The sequence below is a fragment of the Haladaptatus sp. QDMS2 genome (assembly GCF_029338295.1).
GTDB lineage: Archaea > Halobacteriota > Halobacteria > Halobacteriales > Halococcaceae > QDMS2.
In genome coordinates this window covers 1,577,847-1,597,559 of sequence record NZ_CP119791.1, presented here as the reverse complement: position 1 = coordinate 1,597,559, position 19,713 = coordinate 1,577,847, and the positions used below count along the sequence as shown (strand labels likewise).

General features: G+C 62.6%; 24 protein-coding genes and 1 pseudogene. 12 read left to right on the top strand and 13 right to left on the bottom strand.

The annotated features are described in order from the left end of the window. Positions 1 to 5: 5 nt before the first annotated feature. The 3 genes from P1M51_RS08675 (at position 6) to ilvA (ending at position 3,448) form a co-directional block, all read left to right on the top strand. Positions 6 to 1,511 carry a S8 family serine peptidase gene (locus tag P1M51_RS08675; RefSeq protein ID WP_369685126.1) on the top strand — a complete coding sequence of 502 codons (1,506 nt, stop codon included), beginning with the start codon at positions 6 to 8 and terminating at the stop codon, positions 1,509 to 1,511. 70 nt (positions 1,512 to 1,581) lie between these two features. Next, a complete protein-coding gene (locus P1M51_RS08670; RefSeq protein WP_276247805.1) occupies positions 1,582 to 2,130 on the top strand; it encodes a DUF1684 domain-containing protein in 549 nt (182 codons plus the stop codon). 97 nt (positions 2,131 to 2,227) lie between these two features. Then, positions 2,228 to 3,448 carry a threonine ammonia-lyase gene (ilvA, locus tag P1M51_RS08665; RefSeq protein WP_276274373.1) on the top strand — a complete coding sequence of 407 codons (1,221 nt, stop codon included), beginning with the start codon at positions 2,228 to 2,230 and terminating at the stop codon, positions 3,446 to 3,448. Between the two features lie 112 nt (positions 3,449 to 3,560). Here the strand turns inward: ilvA and P1M51_RS08660 are convergent, their stop codons facing one another. After that, complete coding sequence (locus tag P1M51_RS08660) at positions 3,561 to 3,842, bottom strand: hypothetical protein (protein WP_276274372.1); 282 nt, start codon at positions 3,840 to 3,842, stop codon at positions 3,561 to 3,563. A gap of 209 nt (positions 3,843 to 4,051) precedes the next feature. Here P1M51_RS08660 and P1M51_RS08655 point away from each other — a divergent pair, with 209 nt between their 5' ends. Next, positions 4,052 to 5,248 (top strand): iron-containing alcohol dehydrogenase family protein, encoded by a 1,197-nt coding sequence (locus P1M51_RS08655; RefSeq protein WP_276247802.1) that lies wholly within the window; start codon positions 4,052 to 4,054, stop codon positions 5,246 to 5,248. A gap of 59 nt (positions 5,249 to 5,307) precedes the next feature. Next, positions 5,308 to 5,523 (top strand): annotated as a pseudogene (locus tag P1M51_RS08650) (glycine cleavage system protein H); the annotation flags it as partial. A gap of 1 nt (position 5,524) precedes the next feature. On the opposite strand, the gene P1M51_RS08645 reads toward P1M51_RS08650, so the two are convergent. Then, positions 5,525 to 6,340 carry a carbon-nitrogen hydrolase family protein gene (locus P1M51_RS08645; RefSeq protein WP_276274371.1) on the bottom strand — a complete coding sequence of 272 codons (816 nt, stop codon included), beginning with the start codon at positions 6,338 to 6,340 and terminating at the stop codon, positions 5,525 to 5,527. A 100-nt stretch (positions 6,341 to 6,440) separates the two neighbouring features. Between P1M51_RS08645 and P1M51_RS08640 the strand changes: the two genes are divergently transcribed. The 5 genes from P1M51_RS08640 to P1M51_RS08620 all read left to right on the top strand — a co-directional run bounded on the left by P1M51_RS08640 (position 6,441) and on the right by P1M51_RS08620 (position 10,016). Next, positions 6,441 to 7,700, top strand: coding sequence for an MFS transporter (locus tag P1M51_RS08640; protein ID WP_276274370.1), 1,260 nt, complete (start codon positions 6,441 to 6,443; stop codon positions 7,698 to 7,700). A gap of 36 nt (positions 7,701 to 7,736) precedes the next feature. Continuing rightward, positions 7,737 to 8,153 carry an EamA family transporter gene (locus tag P1M51_RS08635; RefSeq protein WP_276247799.1) on the top strand — a complete coding sequence of 139 codons (417 nt, stop codon included), beginning with the start codon at positions 7,737 to 7,739 and terminating at the stop codon, positions 8,151 to 8,153. A gap of 40 nt (positions 8,154 to 8,193) precedes the next feature. After that, a complete protein-coding gene (locus P1M51_RS08630; RefSeq protein WP_276274369.1) occupies positions 8,194 to 8,682 on the top strand; it encodes a hypothetical protein in 489 nt (162 codons plus the stop codon). Positions 8,683 to 8,768: 86 nt separating this feature from the next. Further along, on the top strand, positions 8,769 to 9,326 hold the full coding sequence (locus P1M51_RS08625) for a thioredoxin family protein (protein ID WP_276274368.1): 558 nt from the start codon (positions 8,769 to 8,771) through the stop codon (positions 9,324 to 9,326). A 51-nt stretch (positions 9,327 to 9,377) separates the two neighbouring features. Further along, complete coding sequence (locus P1M51_RS08620; RefSeq protein WP_276274367.1) at positions 9,378 to 10,016, top strand: CFI-box-CTERM domain-containing protein; 639 nt, start codon at positions 9,378 to 9,380, stop codon at positions 10,014 to 10,016. Here P1M51_RS08620 and P1M51_RS08615 read toward each other — a convergent pair. From P1M51_RS08615 to P1M51_RS08565, 11 genes are all read right to left on the bottom strand, one after another. After that, positions 9,977 to 10,501, bottom strand: a complete 525-nt coding sequence (locus P1M51_RS08615; RefSeq protein ID WP_276274366.1) for a hypothetical protein — start codon at positions 10,499 to 10,501, stop codon at positions 9,977 to 9,979. The two genes, P1M51_RS08620 and P1M51_RS08615, sit on opposite strands and share 40 nt — an antisense overlap. After that, complete coding sequence (locus P1M51_RS08610) at positions 10,494 to 10,910, bottom strand: hypothetical protein (RefSeq protein WP_276247794.1); 417 nt, start codon at positions 10,908 to 10,910, stop codon at positions 10,494 to 10,496. Before P1M51_RS08610 ends, P1M51_RS08615 begins: the two co-directional genes overlap by 8 nt. A gap of 18 nt (positions 10,911 to 10,928) precedes the next feature. Continuing rightward, positions 10,929 to 12,683: an Nramp family divalent metal transporter gene (locus tag P1M51_RS08605; RefSeq protein WP_276274365.1), complete on the bottom strand. Its 1,755-nt coding sequence runs from the start codon at positions 12,681 to 12,683 to the stop codon at positions 10,929 to 10,931. Between the two features lie 166 nt (positions 12,684 to 12,849). Next, positions 12,850 to 14,403 carry a uracil-xanthine permease family protein gene (locus P1M51_RS08600; RefSeq protein ID WP_276274364.1) on the bottom strand — a complete coding sequence of 518 codons (1,554 nt, stop codon included), beginning with the start codon at positions 14,401 to 14,403 and terminating at the stop codon, positions 12,850 to 12,852. Between the two features lie 97 nt (positions 14,404 to 14,500). After that, the gene (locus tag P1M51_RS08595) at positions 14,501 to 14,851 is read right to left on the bottom strand and encodes a tripartite tricarboxylate transporter permease (RefSeq protein WP_276274363.1); all 351 of its coding nucleotides are present in this window, start codon (positions 14,849 to 14,851) and stop codon (positions 14,501 to 14,503) included. Continuing rightward, the gene (locus P1M51_RS08590; protein ID WP_276274362.1) at positions 14,821 to 15,000 is read right to left on the bottom strand and encodes a hypothetical protein; all 180 of its coding nucleotides are present in this window, start codon (positions 14,998 to 15,000) and stop codon (positions 14,821 to 14,823) included. Before P1M51_RS08590 ends, P1M51_RS08595 begins: the two co-directional genes overlap by 31 nt. A 127-nt stretch (positions 15,001 to 15,127) precedes the next feature. Then, the gene (rpl12p, locus tag P1M51_RS08585; RefSeq protein ID WP_276247790.1) at positions 15,128 to 15,463 is read right to left on the bottom strand and encodes a 50S ribosomal protein P1; all 336 of its coding nucleotides are present in this window, start codon (positions 15,461 to 15,463) and stop codon (positions 15,128 to 15,130) included. A gap of 6 nt (positions 15,464 to 15,469) precedes the next feature. Continuing rightward, a complete protein-coding gene (locus tag P1M51_RS08580) occupies positions 15,470 to 16,516 on the bottom strand; it encodes a 50S ribosomal protein L10 (protein WP_276247789.1) in 1,047 nt (348 codons plus the stop codon). Beyond that, positions 16,516 to 17,151 carry a 50S ribosomal protein L1 gene (locus tag P1M51_RS08575; protein WP_276248486.1) on the bottom strand — a complete coding sequence of 212 codons (636 nt, stop codon included), beginning with the start codon at positions 17,149 to 17,151 and terminating at the stop codon, positions 16,516 to 16,518. The genes P1M51_RS08580 and P1M51_RS08575 overlap by 1 nt, the downstream gene beginning before the upstream one ends. Positions 17,152 to 17,285: 134 nt before the next feature. Next, positions 17,286 to 17,762: a 50S ribosomal protein L11 gene (locus P1M51_RS08570; RefSeq protein ID WP_276247788.1), complete on the bottom strand. Its 477-nt coding sequence runs from the start codon at positions 17,760 to 17,762 to the stop codon at positions 17,286 to 17,288. A 59-nt stretch (positions 17,763 to 17,821) separates the two neighbouring features. Beyond that, positions 17,822 to 18,025 (bottom strand): hypothetical protein, encoded by a 204-nt coding sequence (locus P1M51_RS08565; RefSeq protein WP_276247787.1) that lies wholly within the window; start codon positions 18,023 to 18,025, stop codon positions 17,822 to 17,824. Positions 18,026 to 18,125: 100 nt separating this feature from the next. Here P1M51_RS08565 and P1M51_RS08560 point away from each other — a divergent pair, with 100 nt between their 5' ends. Then, complete coding sequence (locus tag P1M51_RS08560) at positions 18,126 to 19,235, top strand: GTP-binding protein (protein WP_276247786.1); 1,110 nt, start codon at positions 18,126 to 18,128, stop codon at positions 19,233 to 19,235. Continuing rightward, positions 19,236 to 19,697: a TIGR04206 family protein gene (locus P1M51_RS08555; RefSeq protein WP_276247785.1), complete on the top strand. Its 462-nt coding sequence runs from the start codon at positions 19,236 to 19,238 to the stop codon at positions 19,695 to 19,697. Positions 19,698 to 19,713: the final 16 nt, after the last annotated feature.

Sequence of the window (19,713 nt, the reverse complement as noted above, 5' to 3'; positions counted from 1 at the left end):
CTTCGATGGGACAGGCGGCGGCACAGGGGCCGAACAACGGCCGACGACGAGGATCGAAAGAGGACGAGGTACTCGTCGGTGTTTCACAGGGCGCAGGTGACCACCGGGCGGAGGTGGAGAAACACGTTCCGGAAAACGCGAAAGCGGTTCACGACAATGATCGGCTTCGGTACGTCGCGGTTCGATTCAACGAGAACGCAGACGAGAACGCGAAGGAGAATTTCAAAGAGCGCGTTCGGAAGGAGGAGTACATCAAGTACGCAGAGGACAACACAACTCACACGGCATTTTACACACCGGACGACACCCGCTATGGCGACCAATACGCAGACCAGATGGTCAACGCTGCCGCTGCGTGGGACACGACGCTCGGCAGTTCGAGCGTGACCATCGCCGTCGTCGACCAAGGTGTCAAGTACGACCACCCTGACCTCGATGGGAACATGGACGGTAGCGTGGCCAATTACGGCTACGACTTCGTCGACGACGACTCGGACCCGTACCCGGACGTGCTCGCAGACGAGTACCACGGGACCCACGTCGCCGGTATCGCAGCGGGTGAAATCGACAACGGTGAGGGTATCACCGGCATTGGAAACTCCTCGATTCTCTCGGCTCGCGCCCTGAGCGAGGAGGGGAGCGGTTCGACCTCCGACATCGCAGACGCCGTGACGTGGGCTGCCGACAACGGTGCCGATGTCATCAACATGTCCCTCGGTGGTGGCGGCTACACGCAGACGATGAAAGACGCCGTCTCGTACGCCTACAACACCCAGGGCGTCTATATCGCTGCCGCGACGGGGAACGACTACGGCACCTCGGTCAGCTATCCGGCTGCCTACAGCGAGTGTGTCGCCGTCTCCGCGCTCGACCCCGACGGGTCGATGGCGGCTTACGCGAACACCGGCAGCAAAGTCGAACTCTGTGCACCCGGTACGGACGTCCTCTCTACGTGGACCGACGACGGCTACAACAAGATTTCCGGAACCTCGATGGCGACGCCCGTCGTCGCAGGAGTCGCCGGACTCACGCTCGCCCAGTGGGACATCTCGAACACGGAACTGCGCGACCACCTGAACGCCACAGCCGTGGACATGGGTCACAGCTCGAACGAACAGGGCAACGGCCGCGTGGACGCCGCGAACGCAGTCAACACCGACCCGGCGAACTCCGGTGGCGGTGGCGGCGGCGAAACGGACTCGACGACGGTCAACGACTCGCTCTCGAGTTCCTCTGACTCCGATTGCTGGTCGTACGCGTGGACGTACTCCAATCCAAGTCAGGTCGAGGTGGACCTCGCTGGTCCCACCTCTGCGGACTTCGACCTGTACGTGAACGACGGCACCGGAACGTGCCCGACCACGTACTCCTACGACTACCGCTCCTACAGCGCGAACAGCGAGGAGAACATCACCATCTCCGCGCCGGACGACTCGACGGACCTCCACATCCTCGTCGATTCCTACAGCGGCAGCGGCAGTTACACCCTCACCATCACCGAGACGCAGTAAGTCTCGTATCCTGTGGTCCCCCTTCTCCGATGACGTAAGCGTTACCCGTGCGCATCTGATAACGCCGCTAATGACGGACGCCACGTTCGATGCAGCCACGTGGGCCGAGGAACTGGAAGCCCACCGTGAGGAGAAAGACCAATTTTTCAGCGACCACCGCCAGTCACCGGTCGCTCCGGAAAACCGCGACGAGTTCGACGGCCTCCAGTACTTCGCGCCGGACCCTGACTACCGGGTCGAAGCCACGGCCACGGTCCACGAGGATCCGGAAACCGTCTCGCTCGAAACCACGGCCGGCCCGGAAGTCGAGTACGAACGCTCGCTCACGCTTACGTTCAATCTCGGCGAAGGAGAGTACACCCTCGCCGCGTATCGACAGGGAGACGGCCCGTACTTCGTCCCCTTCCGCGACAAAACCACGGGACAGCAGACGTTCCAGTACGGTCGCTACATGGAGTTCGAAACCGAGGATGGCCTCGAAGACGGCGACGAACTGACGCTCGACTTCAACCTCGCGTTCAACCCGTTTTGCGCCTACTCAGACGCCTTCACCTGCCCGCTTCCGCCACGCGAAAACTGGCTCGACGTGGTCATCACGGCGGGCGAGAAGTGGATCTGAACACACTGGTCTCCGCCGCGAATTCGACGACCCGTTTTTAGGTTCCCGGCAGATAACGCGAAACTGTTTATACCTCCTTATTCGGTATTATGCAACGATGGTCAGTATCGAACTCGGCGACATTCAGGCGGCCCGCGAGCGGTTCGACGACGAGGCCGTCGTGCGCCACACGCCCGTAGAGACGAGTCGCTCGCTCAGTCGGATGTCCGGCGCGGACGTCCACCTCAAGATGGAACACCTCCAACGGACGGGGTCGTTCAAGACCCGCGGGGCGTACAACAAACTCAAGCAAGTTGCAGCAGCCGGTGGCGTGACCCGAGTCGTCGCCGCGAGCGCGGGGAATCACGCCCAGGGGGTCGCCCTCGCCGCGACGAAAGTCGGCATCGACTCGACGATCGTCATGCCGAAGAACGCACCGCAGGCGAAAATCGACGCGACCCGCGACTACGGCGGAGACGTAGAGTTACACGGCAGCAACTTCCCCGAGGCGATGACCTACGCCCGGACGCTCACGCAGGCTGACGACACCATCTTCGTCCACGCATACGACGACCCGGACATCGCGGCCGGGCAGGGAACCATCGGCCTCGAAATCTACGAGGACCTCCCCGACGTGGACACGGTCATCGTTCCCATCGGCGGCGGGGGCCTCATCGGTGGCATCTCGACCGCACTCAAGGCGCTCGATTCGGATATCCGCGTCGTCGGGGTGCAGGCGGATTCGGCGTCTACAGTTCCCGAAAGTCTGGACAAGGGTGGGCCACACTCAATCGACCACCCGAACACCATCGCCGACGGCATCGCCACCGGTGGCATCTCCCAGCTAACGTACGAACTCATCGAGGCGCACGTAGACGAGGTCATCACCGTTTCTGACGACGAGATTTCGAACGGGATTCTCATTCTTCTGGAACGCGCAAAGCAACTGGTCGAGGGTGCGGGTGCGGTTTCCATCGCCGCTCTTCTGAGCGACAAACTCGACGTGGAGGGAGAAACCGTCGTTCCACTGCTCTGTGGCGGGAACATCGACATGTCCATGCTCCAGACCGTGTTGACCCACGCGCTCACCGAACGTTGCCAGCTCCTGCGCCTGCGCGTGAAGATCGAGGACCAGCCGGGCAAGATGACCGAAATTTCCGGCATTATCGCAGAACAGGGGGCGAACATCCGCGACGTGCGCCACGACCGGGCGGTCGACGACCTGCGAGTCGGCGAAGCCTATCTGGTCTTCCAGGTGGTCACGAGCGGGACCGAACACGCAGAGTCGATTCGTGGTGCAATCGAGGGTGCAGGGTACGAAGTCGAACGGATGAACTGACCGCGGGCCGCCTCTTTTCTCACGACCCCGGGCATGGCAATCCCGGACCTCAGCCAGTTCACCTACGAACATCTCTCGCGGCCGCTGTACCCGCTCGACGAAGACGCATAATTCAGGGTTCGTCCTCGTCGAGTGGCAGTGCTTCGTCTAAGAGTTCTTCGAGTTCCTCATCGTCTGCGCCCGCTGCCTGGGCGAGTTCGCGCATCGACGCGCGGCGAGATTTATCGCGTGCGGTCGCCAGTTCGTCGATGAACTGGTCGACCTGTCCCGCCGTGAGCATCGCCTGCGCTGACCACGTTCCGTCCTCGGCCCTCACGCGAACGCCGATGGCGTACTGCTCCGGAGTGCGGATGAAACGGACTTCGAAGTCATCTTGTGCGGTGATTTCTGCCATTCTCCACCGCTATATCACCTGCAGGACACTTAGGCTGGTCGGTGGTGAATATTTATATGTCCGCAGGTATGTGGCAGAATCACCTTGCACGCTAGAGAGCAACACACAGGACGCGCGTCCAGTGCGTATCTGCCAGTTCCCGCCGCTTTCGGGAAACACTCCTTCCGGCGGGGTAGCTTGCGACGCACGACACGACAACGAAGCCTATCATGACACAGCAATCTCACATGTGGAACGTCCCGAACCGGGTGCTGTTCGGTGCCGGAACGGCATCCCAGACTGGCACGTACGCAAAACAGTTCGGTGCAGATACCGTCCTCGTCGTCACCGACAGCGGCGTGCGAGAGGCTGGGGTGTTAGAACCGGTGCTCGAATCGATTTCCGAGGCGGGGGTAGACTACGCGGTGTTCGACGGCGTCGAACCCGACCCAACCGATACGGTCGTCCACGCCGCGGCGGACGCCTACGAGGACGCAGACGCGGACCTCATGCTCGGTATCGGCGGCGGGTCGTCGATGGACACCGCGAAAGCCGCGAGCATCCTCACGACTAATGACGGCCACATTCTCGACTTCAAGGGCTCTGGCAACGTGCCGAACCCCACGCCGCCGAGCATTTACATTCCCACCACCTCGGGGACCGGAAGCGAAGTCGGCCACTGGTGTATCGTCAAGGACGCGGAGACTAGCGTCAAAGAAGAAATCGGCGACGTGACGCTCCTCGCGGACCTCGCGCTCGTCGATCCCGAGTTGACCAAGAGCGCCCCGCCGCTGGTGAAAGCCGCGACGGGGATGGACGTGCTCACGCACGCCGTCGAAGCCTACGTTTCCATCAACGCCCAGAGTCAGACCTCGGCGCTCGCTCTCGATTCTATCGAGAAGGTCGGAACCCACTTGACGAGGGCCGTCGAGTACCGCGGCGGTGACGACGAGGCGCTCGCGAAACTGGCCCGTGCGAGTACACAGGCGGGAATGGCGTTCAACGGTGCTGGCCTCGGCGCGGTCCACGCCCTCTCCCATCAGGTCGGCGGAAAATTCGGCGTCCCACACGGTCTCGCGAACGCGATTATCCTGCCCTACGTGATGGAGTTCAACCTCCCGCAGGTACCAGATAAACTGACCGACATCGCGGCTGCACTCGGAGAATCAGTCGACGAGGAGGCCCCAGCTCGCCATGAGGGGTACAAGGCCGTCCGCGCCACGCGGCAACTCGGCGACGACGTTCGCATTCCCCGAACGCTTTCCGAGACGGACGCAGAGCGTGAGGCGATTCCCGAACTCGCAGAGCAAGCCCTCGAAGACGGGAGTCTCACCGGCAACCCGCGCGTCACGACGTGCGAGGACTTAGAAGGCATCCTCGAACGCGCCTTCGACGGCGTGTTCGAGTACGAAACAGCACTCGAGTGATGACTCTTCCCGAACCACCACTCCGGGAGCGCCACGCCGAGCGAGACGCCCGGACGACCGAGTTCGGCGTGGTCGAGTCCATCAAAGCCGTCTCCGACGTGTACGCGCCGGTTTCGGGCACGGTCGAGGCGGTAAACGACGATCTGACCGACGCACCAGAACTCGTAAACGACGACCCGTACGGCGACGGCTGGTTCGTCACCCTCGACCTCGCGGACGACGCAGAGCTCGAAGCGCTGCTCGACCCGGCCGCCTACGAGGCGCAGACGACCTGACTCAGAAGTACACGTCGTCGCGTTTGTGCTGAAGCGACGGTAAATCCCGGCGAACGTCTGCGACGTAATCGAGGTCTATCGGCGCGGTGATGAGTTCCTCCCGGTCGCTTGCCTGACGAACCACGTTGCCCCACGGGTCGATGACCATCGTTTTGCCGTACGTCTGGGCGGATTTTGGTTTCTCACCAATCTGTGCTGGCGCGACGACGTAGCATTGGCTCTCGATGGCGCGTGCGCGAAGCAGCGGTTCCCAGTGGTCTTTCCCGGTAAAGAGCGTGAACGCGGCCGGGAGGAAGATGACTTCTGCGCCGCTTCGCGCGAGCGTGCTGAACAGTTCGGGGAAGCGCAGGTCGTAGCAGATAGAGAGCCCGAAGTTCGCGAGGGCGGTCTCCGCGACGACGGCCTCGTTCCCGGCGGCGACGCGCTCTGATTCCTGGTAGGTGACGCCCCCGGGCACGTCGATGTCGAACAGGTGGACCTTGCGGTAGGTCGCGGCGATGTCGCCGTCGGGGTTGATGAGGGCCGTGGTGTTGTACACTCGCCCGTCGTCCGCTGGTTCGAACATACTCCCGGCGTGGATGTACATCCCGTAGTCCTCGGCGCGAGCGGCGAGGCGTTCGGTGAGCGACCCGGGAATCTCCTCTGCGACGTCGGAGAAGGCGTCTTTCGGCCCGATGTACGGGAACATCTCGGGAAACGCGACGATGTCTGCGTCTTTGCTCGCGGCTTCGTCGACGAACGAGAGCGCCCGGCGGACGTTGTCCTCCTTGTCGTCTCGGGAGTCGAGCTGGCAGGCGGCGACGGTGAACTGACTCATATTCGGAGGTTCGCAGCGGAGCGTAAAATCACTAGCCTTCACGAGTGGGTTTGTCACAGTCGAGAGGGCTAAGCCCCCTGAACTACGACCTGTATCCATCGTGTCACCTCCTCGCGCACCCCTCGGCACAGACGAGTCGTCGCTCGTCGTCTCACTCGTCGGCGGTTCACACTTCGTGAATCACATGTATCTCATGCTCTTGCCGCCAGCCTTCGCGCTGCTCGGGCCTGTCTTTTCCGTCTCCACGGCCCAGTTAGGACTCGCCGTGGGCGTCCTCGGGGCCGTTGTCACCCTGTTGCAACTGCCCTACGGCTACCTCTCTGACGCGCACAGTCGGACACTCGTCCTCTCGCTGTCGCTCGGCTTTGGCGCACTTGGCGCGTTTCTCGCCGCGATCGCCCCGACCTACGAGTGGTTGCTCGTCTCGCAGGTGGTCCTCGGCATCGGCGTCGCGGGCCACCACCCTGCCCACTACCCGCTGCTCGCCGCTGCGACGACAGAGGGCAAACGCGGCCGGGCGTACAGCGTCCACGGCTTCACCGGCGCGCTCGGCCTCGCCGCGCCGTTCGCTCTCGTCCCGCTCGCGCTGGTGCTTGGGTTTGGCTGGCGCGAGGCGTTCCTCGCCATCGCTCTGTTCGGCGGCCTCTATGCCGTCGTCTGCCTCGGCGCGTTCGCCCGGTACGTCGGGCGCGACGTGACCCATCCGCCGGCTGAGGCGTCGAAACCCGACGCCATCGCCCCGAGTTTCGCGAGCGAACTGCGGACGCTCATCACGACGCCGGTCATCCTCCTGCTCACGACGCTCTGGTTCGTGAGTTCGCTCGCGGCGTGGGGGGTTCGGACCTACTCCCAGACGCTTCTCGCCGCCGGGTACGGCTTCGCCCCCGCAGACGCCAGCCTCGCCTCCTCGGCCATGCTCGCCGTCGGGGCCGGCTTCATCCTGCTCGGCGGGTGGGTCACAGACCGCACCCTCACGGATAACGTCCTGCTCGCCGGGTACGGTGCGCTTGCCGTGCTCGCGGCGGTGCTCGCCTCCGGGTCGGTTCCCGTTCTGCTCGCGCTCGCACTGGTCCTCGTCCTCGCGAGTACCATCGACGTAAGTCGTCCCGCCCGGGCGAAGCTGACCGACCGCGCCTCGGCCCGGAAAGACGTGGGCAAGAACTTCGCGCTCATGACCATTGGCATCTCGGCAGGCGGGGCCATCGGCCCACCCGTGTTCGGGTACGTCATCGACGTGGCGGGTGTCGGCCTCGCTTTCTACCTCGTTGCCGCGCTCGCCGCCGTCGCCGTCGCACTCGCGCTCGCCATCCGCTCTGTGAGTGCGGCACACGACACCACGGCCCCAACCACGAGCGAGTAGACACACATCTAAACGACCAGTTCTGAGAGAGTGACGATGAACTACGTCTGGTACGCCCTTCTCGCGCTCGGTTCCTACACCCTCGTCGCCCCCCTCACGAAGGTTGCGACGCAAGACCTTTCGAGCGACGTGGTCGCGACGATTACGAACGGGATGCTCGTCGTTGTCGCGCTCGGCCTCGTCGTCTACAACGACGAATCGGTCATCGACGCGGTCACGCCCGCGAACGCACCCTACCTGCTCGGGGCGGGCATCTGCCTCACCGTCGGCATCATCGCCTACTACCGCGCGCTCGCCCTCGGCCCGGTGAGCGTCGTCGTCCCCATCTTCGGGATGTTCCTCGTCACGAGTTCCGTCGTCGGCATCGCCTTCCTCGGCGAGTCGCTGACCGCGCGGAAGGCCCTCGGCATCGTACTCGCGGGCGTCGCCGTCTACCTCGTGACCGTCGAGTAGCGGCAGAACGCTTTTGTCACGGTACAGCGCAGTTTGAGCAATGGACTCACATTACGCGGAGGTGTACTCCGAGGACTTTACCTTCCTCTCGTTCAAGCGGGGCTTCCAGCTCGTGGTCGGTGCCATCTTCACCTTCCTCGTGTGGGCGAACCTCGCCGCGTCCGTGGGGATGTCCCACGACGCAGGCACGGGCGGTCCGTACGCCCTCGTCCTCTCCCTCGCTGGCGGTGCCGTCCTCTTTTCGACGTGGAACCGCCCGCCACCATCCTTCACGGAGAATTCCTCGCTCAACATGGTTCTCGAATCCGCGATTCGACTGACCCTGTTTCTGGTCGGCGTGGTCGCGTTCTATTGGCTGTGGACCTTCGTGACGGCGGCCTCCACCTCCTCACCGGCGGGATTCACCGGGAACATGCTGCTGGTATTCGTCCCATTCTTTGGTGCGGTGGCCCTTTTGAGGGTGTGGAACCACGTCTCGACGCTTCTCTTCGGTCGTGGCCGTGTACCTGACCTGTTAACGGAACACTGAATCTTCACTTCGCTATGTCCGGGCGCGAGAAGAAGAGTACTGTACCTGACAGAACACACTTTTTCTCGGAGCGCCATTCTCAGCACATGGCGCTCGAATCCGAAGCAAAACTCTCGATTGGCGACGACGCACCCGCGTTCTCGCTGCCGGGAACCGACGGCGAAACCTACTCGCTCGACTCGTTCGCCGACAACGAGGCCCTGCTCGTCGTGTTCACGTGCAATCACTGCCCCTACGCGAAGGCGAAAATCGGCGTGCTGAACGCCCTCGCCGCCGAGTACGACGACGTGGATGTGGTCGGCATCAACCCGAACGACCCGGCGCAGTACCCGGACGATTCCTTCGAGCGAATGCAAGAACTCGTCGCCGACGGCACGGTCAAGTACGACGCCTACCTGTTCGACGAATCCCAGGACGTGGCGCGAGACTACGGTGCGGTGTGCACGCCCGACCCGTTCCTGTTCCGTCGGCAGAATGGGTCGTTCGAACTCGCGTGGCAGGGTCGCTTAGACGACGCCCTCTCACCGGACGAGGAACCGACCCAACACGACATGCGGGAGGCCATCGAGGCCGTCCGCGCGGGCGAAGAGGTAGAGAAGGGGTTCCTGCCGTCTCGTGGTTGTTCCATCAAATGGCGCAACTGAATACCTAACCCGGCGAACGTTTTTCACGGTCCTCTGCGAACCACCGTTCTAATGCCCGACGAGGAGTCCTCCCCGGTTGGCGTCGGTGACGGACGGCGAAAGCACGTCACTGTCGTCACCCGCGACGGCGAGGAAATCGAGCACGCTGACGTCTACCTCCGCCACACCGACGACGGGTTCGTCGTCTCGCCGGAGTGGGAGTTCGAGGGCGAGCAGTCCACGCGCTACGAGAAAGACGACATTCGCCGCCTCGACGTAATCCAACACCACTCGTCGTGTTTTCTCACCACTGCCGTCGCAGGGGAGGGCGAGACGCTCGATGCACTCCGGCAGTTCAGAGACGAGGTGCTCGCGGGGAATCGAGTGGGCCGCACGCTCGTCGAATTCTATTACCGCACCAGTCCACCAGTCGCAGCGACGCTCGCAGCACATCCCGACTCGCACACAGCGCAGGCGGTCCGATGGCTCATCGTCCGGTGTGCGAAGCTCGAACGCAGACGAACGACGGCGAACAGTCCGGCCGTTCGGCGCGGCCTCGCAGTGACGCTCACGGTGCTGTACGCGATTGGGATGCTTGTCGCGCTCTTTGGACACGCGTTCATCGAGGCGAGCGAGAATCGGCGAGGAGAGGGCGCGCTGGGGCGAGACGTTCACCCGAAGGCGCGCGAGACGCTCTCGCGCAGCGAGTAGCCCACGCCGTCTTTTTCTGTGACCGTAAAGCCGTGATGGTCGCCCACTGACTGGAGGTCGGCGACGAGGCTCGGCAGGTTCGACACGTCATGAAGGCGGTAGGCGTGTCCCTTTCCGCTCGCGGTTTCGATCGTGAGTTTTGGTCGCCCGACGCGCCCGCCGTCGTAGACGGTTATCGAGACGACGTTCTCGTAGTTGTGCCACGTCACCGCGTCCGCCTGCAACAGTACCTCGTCTAAGCCGTGATGGTCGTAGATGGCCTGCATCGCGCCCGCCTCGCGGTGGTGTTTCTTCGTGCCGAGGCCGAACATCGGCGTGATGTAGGCGTATTCGGCGACGTAGAGGCCGTCGTCCGCGAAGAACAGTTCCGCGAGTCGAAGCGGGAACGACCCGGTCATCCCGAAGTGGACGTGGCACTCGACGGTGACGTTTGTGCTTGGCAGGTCGTCGTCCGGGTTCGCCGACGCTGGTGGTGCGTCACTCATCGCGTCGTCCTCCGCCGAACGCCAGTTGTCCGAACAGCAGCGCACCCCCAATGAACAGCAGGCCGACGACGAGTTCGCCGGTGACGGCGAGATACGCGCCGAGAGCGATGCCGGCGACCGCACCCGCGGCGCTCGCGCGACGGCGCAGCGAATAGCCTGTGGATTCGGTTCCGACTGCGTCGCGTTCGTCGCCTGCACTCCGCTCTGCGAGGTAGGTGACGGCCATTGCCGTGAGACTGCCGACGACGAGCGCCGTCCGAATCGTCGGGGCGACGGTGTAGCCGACGCCTCGTGCGAGGACCGCGGGCAGGGCGATGGCGACGAGTCCCGCCGCGTAAATCGCGTACCGGTATCTCACGAACAGGGCGAACATCGACTTCGAGAGAGGTGCGGTCTGTGTACTGGTCATCTGAAAGATGATGTGGAGTCAGGAGAGGAGGCTGCTCGCCTTCTCTGCGTCCTCAACGGTGCCACTGGCTTCGAGTTTCGCCGTGGCGCTGCGATACATCGTGTACACCTGCACGATGAGGGCAATCGCCCAGAGGGCGTAGCCACCGACGCCGCTGCCGACGACGCCGAGTGTCGTTTCGAACGCTGCGCTCCCGGTGACGGACACGAGTTGGCTCCCGATGAGCAGGACGCTGAAGTAGCCGAAGAAGCCGGTTGCCCACCACATCGCGACGACGCGGCCCCATCCCGGTTGGGTGTGTTCCGGCAGTCGCGTCGTGTTGAGGATGATGGTCAGTGCGTTGTACGGCCACATCATCACGCCCGCGATGGCCGCGCCGATGACGAGGAGAATCCACGGTTGACCCCAGTTGAGGAGGCCGGTCCCGACGATGATGAGGATACCCCACGCCGTGAACAGGGTAAGGAGGCCGAGGAACGTCCGTGAGAGGTCCCAGCCCGCATCTCGCCCGTAGCCCTCGTAGAGGATGTCGACACTGTTGCGGACGAACGATTCGACGATGGCGTACTGCGTGCTGAATAGCGCAATGAAGATGACGGCGTACATCAGGTTCCCGACGAGCGCGCCGCCCGGCAGGTTCGGAATGACGACGTCCACCCACATGGCGATACCATCGCCGCCTGGAACCGAGGTGGCGAACTCGGCTGCGATGGTCATCGCGACCGTCGCGACGACGAGTAGCCCAATCACGAAGGTGAGGAAGTGTTCGCGCTGGGTGACCTTCCACCATCCGCGCCAGCGTTTGAGGTTCTTGTCGGTCGGTTCGAATGCGAAGCCGTCGTGGACGGTCTCCGGGGTCGCGCCCCGAAGCGGATTCTTGATTCGGCCCTGGTAGGTCCCCATCCCGTACCCCTTCTCGCGAGCCCACACGCCCTGTGAGAGGTTGATGTAGCCGCCCGCCCCGGCGTAGGCGAGGCCGCCGAGGAACACGGCGATGTTCATCTCGTTTTGCGGGGGAAGTGCGCCGAAGTTGACCGCACCCGCTGGCACGTTCGCCAGTTGTCCGACCGTCCCGACGGCGAACACGAGGACGACCGCACCGAAGATGGCGACAGCCATCAGAGCGAGCTGAATGTTCTCGATGACATTGTACATGACTGGTCCAGCCATGTAGGACGCCCAGATGAGCAACATCGTGACGACGCCAATCATCCACCAATCCCCGCGAGGGACGATGCCGGTCCACGCCGCGAGCACTTCAGCACCACCTGCGGCCCACCCCGGCCACCCGAGGTGGAAGAAGCCGGCGGCGAGGAAGAACCACGGCCAGATGCCGTTCAACCGCTCGAATGCGCGGAAGATGCTCTCCCCGGTGGCCATCGTCCACCGCTGGAGTTCGGTGTTGATGAAAAACTGCGTGATGACACCGATCCAGAACGCCCAGTAGAGCGCCCAACCGTAATCGGCGACGATAGTCGGCCAGAACATCGTCTCGCCGCTGCCGAGCGACGCCCCGAGCATGATGGCGCTCGGTCCGACGATGTGGCGCACCTTCGGCACCTTCGGGAGGTCGGCCAATCGGTAACCCCCTTCGCTGCTGTCTGGATAGTCGGCCGTCGCGGGTGCGACATCGAGCGATTCGTAGTCGAGGTCGCGATAGACTGTCTCTCGATACTGTTTGCCGACGTCTTCGGTCGTGTAGATGTCGTGGTCGACATCACCGACAGACTCGGCATCCGTCCCGTGTTGTGTGTCTGATTCGTCGTCTGGCATCGGATTCCTCCGGCCCTCCTCGTCACACCGGCCAACGCGTTTATCTGCGAGTTTCGACTGAACCGTGTTACCATGCGACGCCCCGTATATAATGATTTACGATTGACGTAGGAGAGTTGAAACAAACAGCGGGCGAGAAGGTACGACGAACCGCCGTGTCCGCGAGTCAGTCTGCGCTTTCGGGCGACCCGCTGTCGCTTCCGCGGCGCTCGAAGAAGGTCTGGAAGTCCTCGTCGTCCTCGGCGATTGCCTGCCAGACGGTGAGGCCGCGTTCGTCGTCAGACCCGGGGATGGTGTTGTCGAGGACGAGCGCGACGAGGCCGCCGACTGCCATGCCCGTGCCGCCGAAGACGAACAGCGTGTCCGCGACGATTTGGTTGCCGAGGACCGCACCGAGGAGTGGGATTCCTTCGAGACCCATGCGCAGCATCTCCGGTCCGGAGATGTTCGGGTCTACTGCGGCGACGTTGCTCATGTAGGCCGGAATCGCGAGGCCCGCGAACATGGCCGTCCCGAGGACGAAGATGTTTCGCGAGGAATCCAAGTCGACGTACTTCAGGTTCGAGAGGCCAACGGCGACGATTTGCCCGAACATGGCGATGAACAGGCCGCCGATAATCGGGTCGGGGATGGTGGCGATGAGTTGGCCGAAGTAGCCGATGAAGCCCATCACCAGCATGACGGCCGCACCGACCTGCACCACGTAGCGGGAGGCCACACCCGTGAGGCCGATTGCGCCGATATTCTCGGAGTAGGAGGTCGAACCGCCAGCACCCATGATGCCCGCGAAGACGTTCATCAGCCCCTCCATCCCGATGCCGTGGTTGATGCGCTTTTCACTCGGCGCACCGACGCCTGAGAGGCGAGCAACGGCGTGATAGTCGCCAAAGGATTCGACGATGGAAGCGACGACGCCCGCGAACATGCCGACGATGAACGACGTTTCGAAGACGGGCATGCCGAACTGGAGTGGGTAGATTGGGAGCAGTGGGGGAGCCTCGGTCACGGTGGCAAGGTCCACGTATCCAAGCGTACTCGACGTGTAGACGCCCGTCACCGAGAGAACGACCGCAACGAGATATGCGACAACGATTGCCAGCAGAACGGGGAACAGTTTGAACACTTTGTTATTGTCTTTCATGTACTGGCTGAACAGGACGATAAGGAACAACGTCAGTCCAAGAAGCCACCAGTTCTGGTCTGCTCGGGTAACCTGTGGGACGGAGAAGAGTGAAAGGCCAATGAGTGCGATGGTCGGCGCGACCACGACAGGCGAGAGGAACTGCTTGAGTTTGCCAACGACGCCGAAGTAACCGATTGCCACCTCTGCGAGCGCGGCCGCGATGATAGCGCCCTGTAAGTGGACGATCATCACTTCCCAGCCGGGGTCCCCGGGGAAGCTGCCGACGACGCCGATGATGGCGAGCGCTGGTGCGAGCATCGAGAACGGCGCGCCCTGGACGATTGGATAGCGGTTGCCGAACGTGGTCTGGGCGAGCGTTGCAATCCCGGAAACGACGAAGAACGTCCCGACGAGTCTGGCGGTAATCTCCGGGGGCATACCCATTGCTCCGGCCAGGATGAGTGGCACCGCGATGTTCGCTCCGACCATCGTGAGGTAGTGTTGCATACCAAGGAGTGCCGATTCACCGAGCGGCGGTTTGTCCTCGATTCCGTACTCGACGAACCCGGCCTCTTGCGTCGGCTCGTTATCTGCCATTGGTGCCCTCCTGCCACGGTTTTGCCAATTCGAACATCTATCCACAATCCTGTATGGAATGCTTTTAAACACATCGGTGTATCCGCATGTGGATGCCTCACAACTGGCAGAAGAGGAGGAATTTCGCACACACGTCACCGAGAATTATCGGGCCAAGCAACACGCCCATGAGATGGACACGTCGCGTGCCGAGGCAGACGGGGACGAGTCCGACCAGCGTGGCGACGCAGAGCACCACGACGCCGACTCCCCCGGCGAACAACCACGCCAGCAGGCAGAGCAGGCAAAGGACGACGACGGAGAGTGTCGCGTAGTCGAGCGACCCGACCGCTTCGAGATACCAGTCGCCGACCACCCTCACGAGCACGAAGGCGACGGCGGCAGCGATTGCGATGGCGGCGAGCATCGCGACGCCAACTAGGGCCGGCGGGCCGGGGACGAACGACACGCCAGCCGCGAGTAAAGGGCGAAGTTGTTCGCGTGGAGGCCGGGGATGGGGCCGCTTATCGTCCCGAGGTAAATCCCGCCGGCGACGAACCCGAGGGTGGTCAAGGTGGCTTCGGGGGCGACGGGGACACTCACGCTCGGGAGCGGCATTCAGGACGGACTGGTCCCGGCTTCAGGTATAAACTCGCGGATGGGCCGATTGCGTAACTCGTCGGCCGGCGACGGGCGCTGTCGCTCGGGGAACTGAAAAAATGGAGAAGGTTGGTCGAATCGACGTTTAACCGAAGAGGGAGCCGAGACCTTCGCCGCTGGCCTCTTCGTCTTCCTCGTCGTCGTCGTCCGCTTCGGCTGCAGCATCGGCTTCGTCGGCTTCGTCGTCGTCTCCGTCGTCACTGCTACCCTCTGCTGGGGCTGCGGCGGCGCCGGCGGCAGGAACTGCTGCGGCCTGCTCGATTGCGTCCTCGATGTCGACGTCCTCGAGTGCGGCGACGAGCGCCTTCACACGGGACTCTTCGACGTCGACGCCTGCTGCGTCGAGCACTGCGGTGAGGTTTTCTTCGTTGATCTCTGCGTCCGTCTCGTTCAGGATGAGCGCTGCGTAGATGTATTCCATTGTTGCTTATCCGAATAGGTTGCCGAGACCCTCACCTGCGTCGTCTTCGTCGTCATCGTCGTCGTCGTCCGCGGCGTCGGTCTCAGCGGCTTGGTCGTCGGTCGATTCGTCTGCTGCGTCTTCTTCAGCTTCAGCCGACTGCGCGGGAGCGGCGGCTTCGATGCCGCGAAGCTCCTCGGGCAGGGCCTCCTCGTCGTCGATCAGGGCCGCGAGTGCGCGCATCTGCGCGTCGGCACGGCTGATGAGATCGTCGGCGAGGTCCGGGCTCGCGATGGCGGCCTGGAGACCCACGCTCTTTGCCTCGGCGGATGCCTTGGCGATGAGGTCGGGGGCCGTCTGCGCCGTCGGGTAGACCGAGTTGATAGAGAGGTTCCGGGCCTGGGCCACGGCACGCTCGATATCGCTGCGGTACTCGTCCACGTCGATTGCGAGGTCGGCTGGGTCGAACAGCACGCCCTCGGAGTACACACTGCGCAGGTCGAGACCGACCTCTTTCGGCTCGATGCCGAGTTCCGCGAGGACGGACGCGAGCTGCTGGGTGACTTCCTCACCCTCTTCGAGAACCTTCGAGTCCTCCAAGACGTGGATGGAGCCATCCTGGATGCGGGCGTTTGCGCCAACTTGCTGGAGTTCACCCACGAACGGACCGGGGTCCGCGCCGGTGTCACCTGCTGGGATGACGATGTCGTTGGGTGCGACTTCGCCAGCGTTGATTGGGGCTGGCGTTTTCGAGGCTTCGAGCTTCTTGAAGAGGCCGAACGGGTTGTCGTTGGTGCCGATAAGGCCGACCTGCCCGTCTACGTGCTCTACGAGCTGCTCGAGCCCGTCGTTGATTTCTTCCAGCGCACGCGTCATCAGCGTGTTACGGCTGACGCGCAGTTCTGCGCTGCCGTGGAGTTCGCTGCGCATCGCCTGCAGTTGCTTCGATGGGATGCCGGAGATACGGACGACACCGACACTCTGGTAGTCATCGAAGATGTCGACGAGTGCGTCGACTTCCTCACGCTTCCACTGGGGAATGACCTCTGTTTTGCGCTCGGATTCTGCAGACATTATGCCACCCTCACACTCGGGCCCATCGTCGTCTTGACGTAGACGCTGTCGATGTTGAGCGGCCCTTTTTCCAGGTTCGCTTCCAGACGCCGGAGGATAACGTCGACGTTCTCGGCGATGTCCTCTGGGGACATGTCTTCTGCACCAACGCGGGTGTGGAAGGTCCGCCGGTCACGGCTCCGGAGCTGGACGGTGTTCTTCATACGATTCACTACCTCGACGACGTCGTCGTCGGGTTGGAGTGGTGTTGGCATCTTACCGCGTGGTCCGAGAACGGTACCAAGGTGGCGACCGATGTCCTGCATCTTCGAGACTTCTGCAACGAAGAAGTCGGTCTCGTCTGCCAGATCCTTGGCTGCGTTTGTGTCATCTCCGAGGTCTTCGATATCGTCCTTACCCATGACGGTAGCGACGTCTTCTGCTCGGAGTGCGGTTTCACCATCGGCGAAGACCACAATCTGGGTCTCCTGACCGGTCCCCGCTGGGAGGACTACACTCTCATCAACACGTTTCGACGGTTCGTTTAAGTCGAGGTCGCGCAGGTTAATCGCGAGGTCCACCGTTTCGCGGAACTTCCGCTCAGGTGCCTCCTCGAGTGCGCGAGAGACTGCTTGCACTATATCATATTCTGCCATCATTCACCTCCGTAGTACGCTTTCGTAGCTTCTACGGGATGAAACAGGCTGCGTGCCTGCCTCACCCGATTTCACGCCCAAGACTAACTTAAAAGCGTCGAACGGCGCGTGACCGTGAGAACAGTTGTGTCGGTTTATTCGACGAGGATGTCGTCGTACTTGCCCGAGTCGACGCGCTGTTTGAAGGTTCGGGCGTCCTCACCGTCGATGGTGACGCCGAGCGAGGCGCAGGTGCCGCCGACTTCCTTCGCCGCGTTCTTCACGTCGTAGGCGAGGAGGTCGGTCTGTTTCTGCTTTGCGATTTTCTTTACCTGTTCGACCGTGATGTCGGCGACGAAGTCGGCCTGTGGGCGGCCGCTGCCGGTCTCGAATCCGACCTCGTCTTTGATAAGTGCTGCCGTTGGCGGCACACCGACGTCGATGTCGAACGAACCGTCGTCTTCGTACGTGATGGTGACGGGCACTTCCATGCCGTCGAAGGCGGCGGTCAGGTCGTTAATCTCGTTAACGACCGCCTGCACGTCGACGGGGGTCGGACCGAGCTCGGGACCGAGCGGTGGGCCAGGGTTGGCCTTACCGCCGGGTACGAGTGCTTCGATAGTTCCAGCCATATCCGACACAACCGCTCGGTTGGTTTTAAGAATTGTCTTTTGACCACAGCGCCGGGCACTCAGCGAACCGGGATGCCCTGCCGTACGAGGTAGTCGCTCGCGGCTTTAATGTCGATTGGACTCCCGATGAGGCGAACCGAACCCGGTCGCTCCTCGGTGGCGGTTAGCGTAAACTCTGCCTCCAGCGAGTCGCGGACGTTTGCGTACACGTCTGCCGGAAGCACGATTTGCGTGCTATCGCGGAAGCGAGCTGAATCGGACATCAACTAGGTAGGCCCACTCGGCACCCCCGTATTAACGTATCGACTTGACAACCGTCCCAATGGAAAGGGTTTTTCGACGGGCACCGCCGATAGCCATGTAATGGGGCTCGAAGAGGAGATTGAATCTATCCGCGAGGAGATTGCCAACACGCCCTACAACAAGTCAACCGAGGCGCACATCGGGCGGCTGAAGGCAAAGCTCGCGGACAAAAAAGAGAAACTGGAGTCGCAAGCCTCCGCGGGCGGTGGCGAAGGATACGCCGTCGAGAAGACCGGCGATGCGACGGTTGCGCTCGTGGGGTTCCCGAGCGTTGGCAAATCCACGCTCCTCAACGCCCTCACGAACGCAGAAAGCGAAGTAGGGTCGTACGAGTTCACGACGCTCAACGTCCACCCCGGCATGTTGCAGTACAACGGCGCGAACATCCAGCTGCTCGACGTGCCCGGCCTCATCGAGGGCGCAGCAGGGGGCCGTGGTGGTGGTCGAGAAGTACTCTCCGTCGTCCGAACGGCGGACCTCATCATCTTCATGCTGTCGGTGTTCGAAATCGACCGCTACGCTCGCCTACGCGAGGAACTGTATAACAACAAGGTCCGTCTCGACACCGAACCGCCCTCCATCAAGATTACCAAGAAAGGGAAAGGCGGCATCAACATCACGTCGAGCGTGGACCTCGACCTCTCTGAGGAGGTCATCAAAGAAATCCTCCGCGAGAAAGGGTTCGTGAATGCAGACGTGGTCATCCGCGAGAACATCACCGTCGACCGCCTCATCGACGGCCTGATGAAAAATCGGGTGTACCTGCCGTCGATGGTCATCGCCAACAAGGCAGACCTCATCGACCGCGACTACCTGGAGACGGTCCACGAGGACCTCCGCGAGCAGGGGCTCGACCCCGACGACGTCGTGTTCATCAGCGCCGAAGCCGAACGAGGACTCGACGCACTCAAAGAGGAAATCTGGGAGCGCCTCGGTCTCATCCGCGTCTACATGGACAAGCCCGGTCGAGGGACGGACTTCGAGGAGCCGCTCATCATCCAGCGCGGGGACACCATCGAAGACGCGTGTAAGAAACTCGGCGCGAACCTGCTCGACCGGTTTCGCTTCGCCCGCGTGACGGGCCCGAGTGCGAAACACGACGAACAACAGGTCGGGCTGGACCACAAACTCGAAGACGAAGACATTCTGCGAATCATCGCCCGCAAGTAGATGGGTGCAGACGCCCCTTCGAATCGCGCCACAATCGGTCGCCTGCTTGCCCTTCTCGCAGTTGGCCTGTTGCCCTGGACCGTCATCCTGCTGAACGGGCAGTTCACGCTCGTGTTCTCCTTTGGTCTCGTGAACACGAACCCGTTGCACCTCACGAATCTCTACGATTACCTCACGCGATTTACCCTCGGGCTACCCCGGTCGTTGCAGGCGTGGCCCGCGAGCACCCTGCTCTACCTCGGCGCGCTGGTGAGTGCCGCGACCGGCTTCCTCGGCCGTGAGGACCGCCGTCTCACCGGTGGCCTGCTCGTGTTCGCGGGCGGGGCGCAGTTCTACCTCACCATCGGCCTCATCGCCTCGCTTGGTAACCGCGTCTTCCCGCTCGGCATGGTCGCCCTCTGGACCGTCGCGTGGTGGTTCTACGGGCCGGATTTGCGCCACATCTTCCGGCACGAAACGTAGGGCTCCGGTGTTCTTT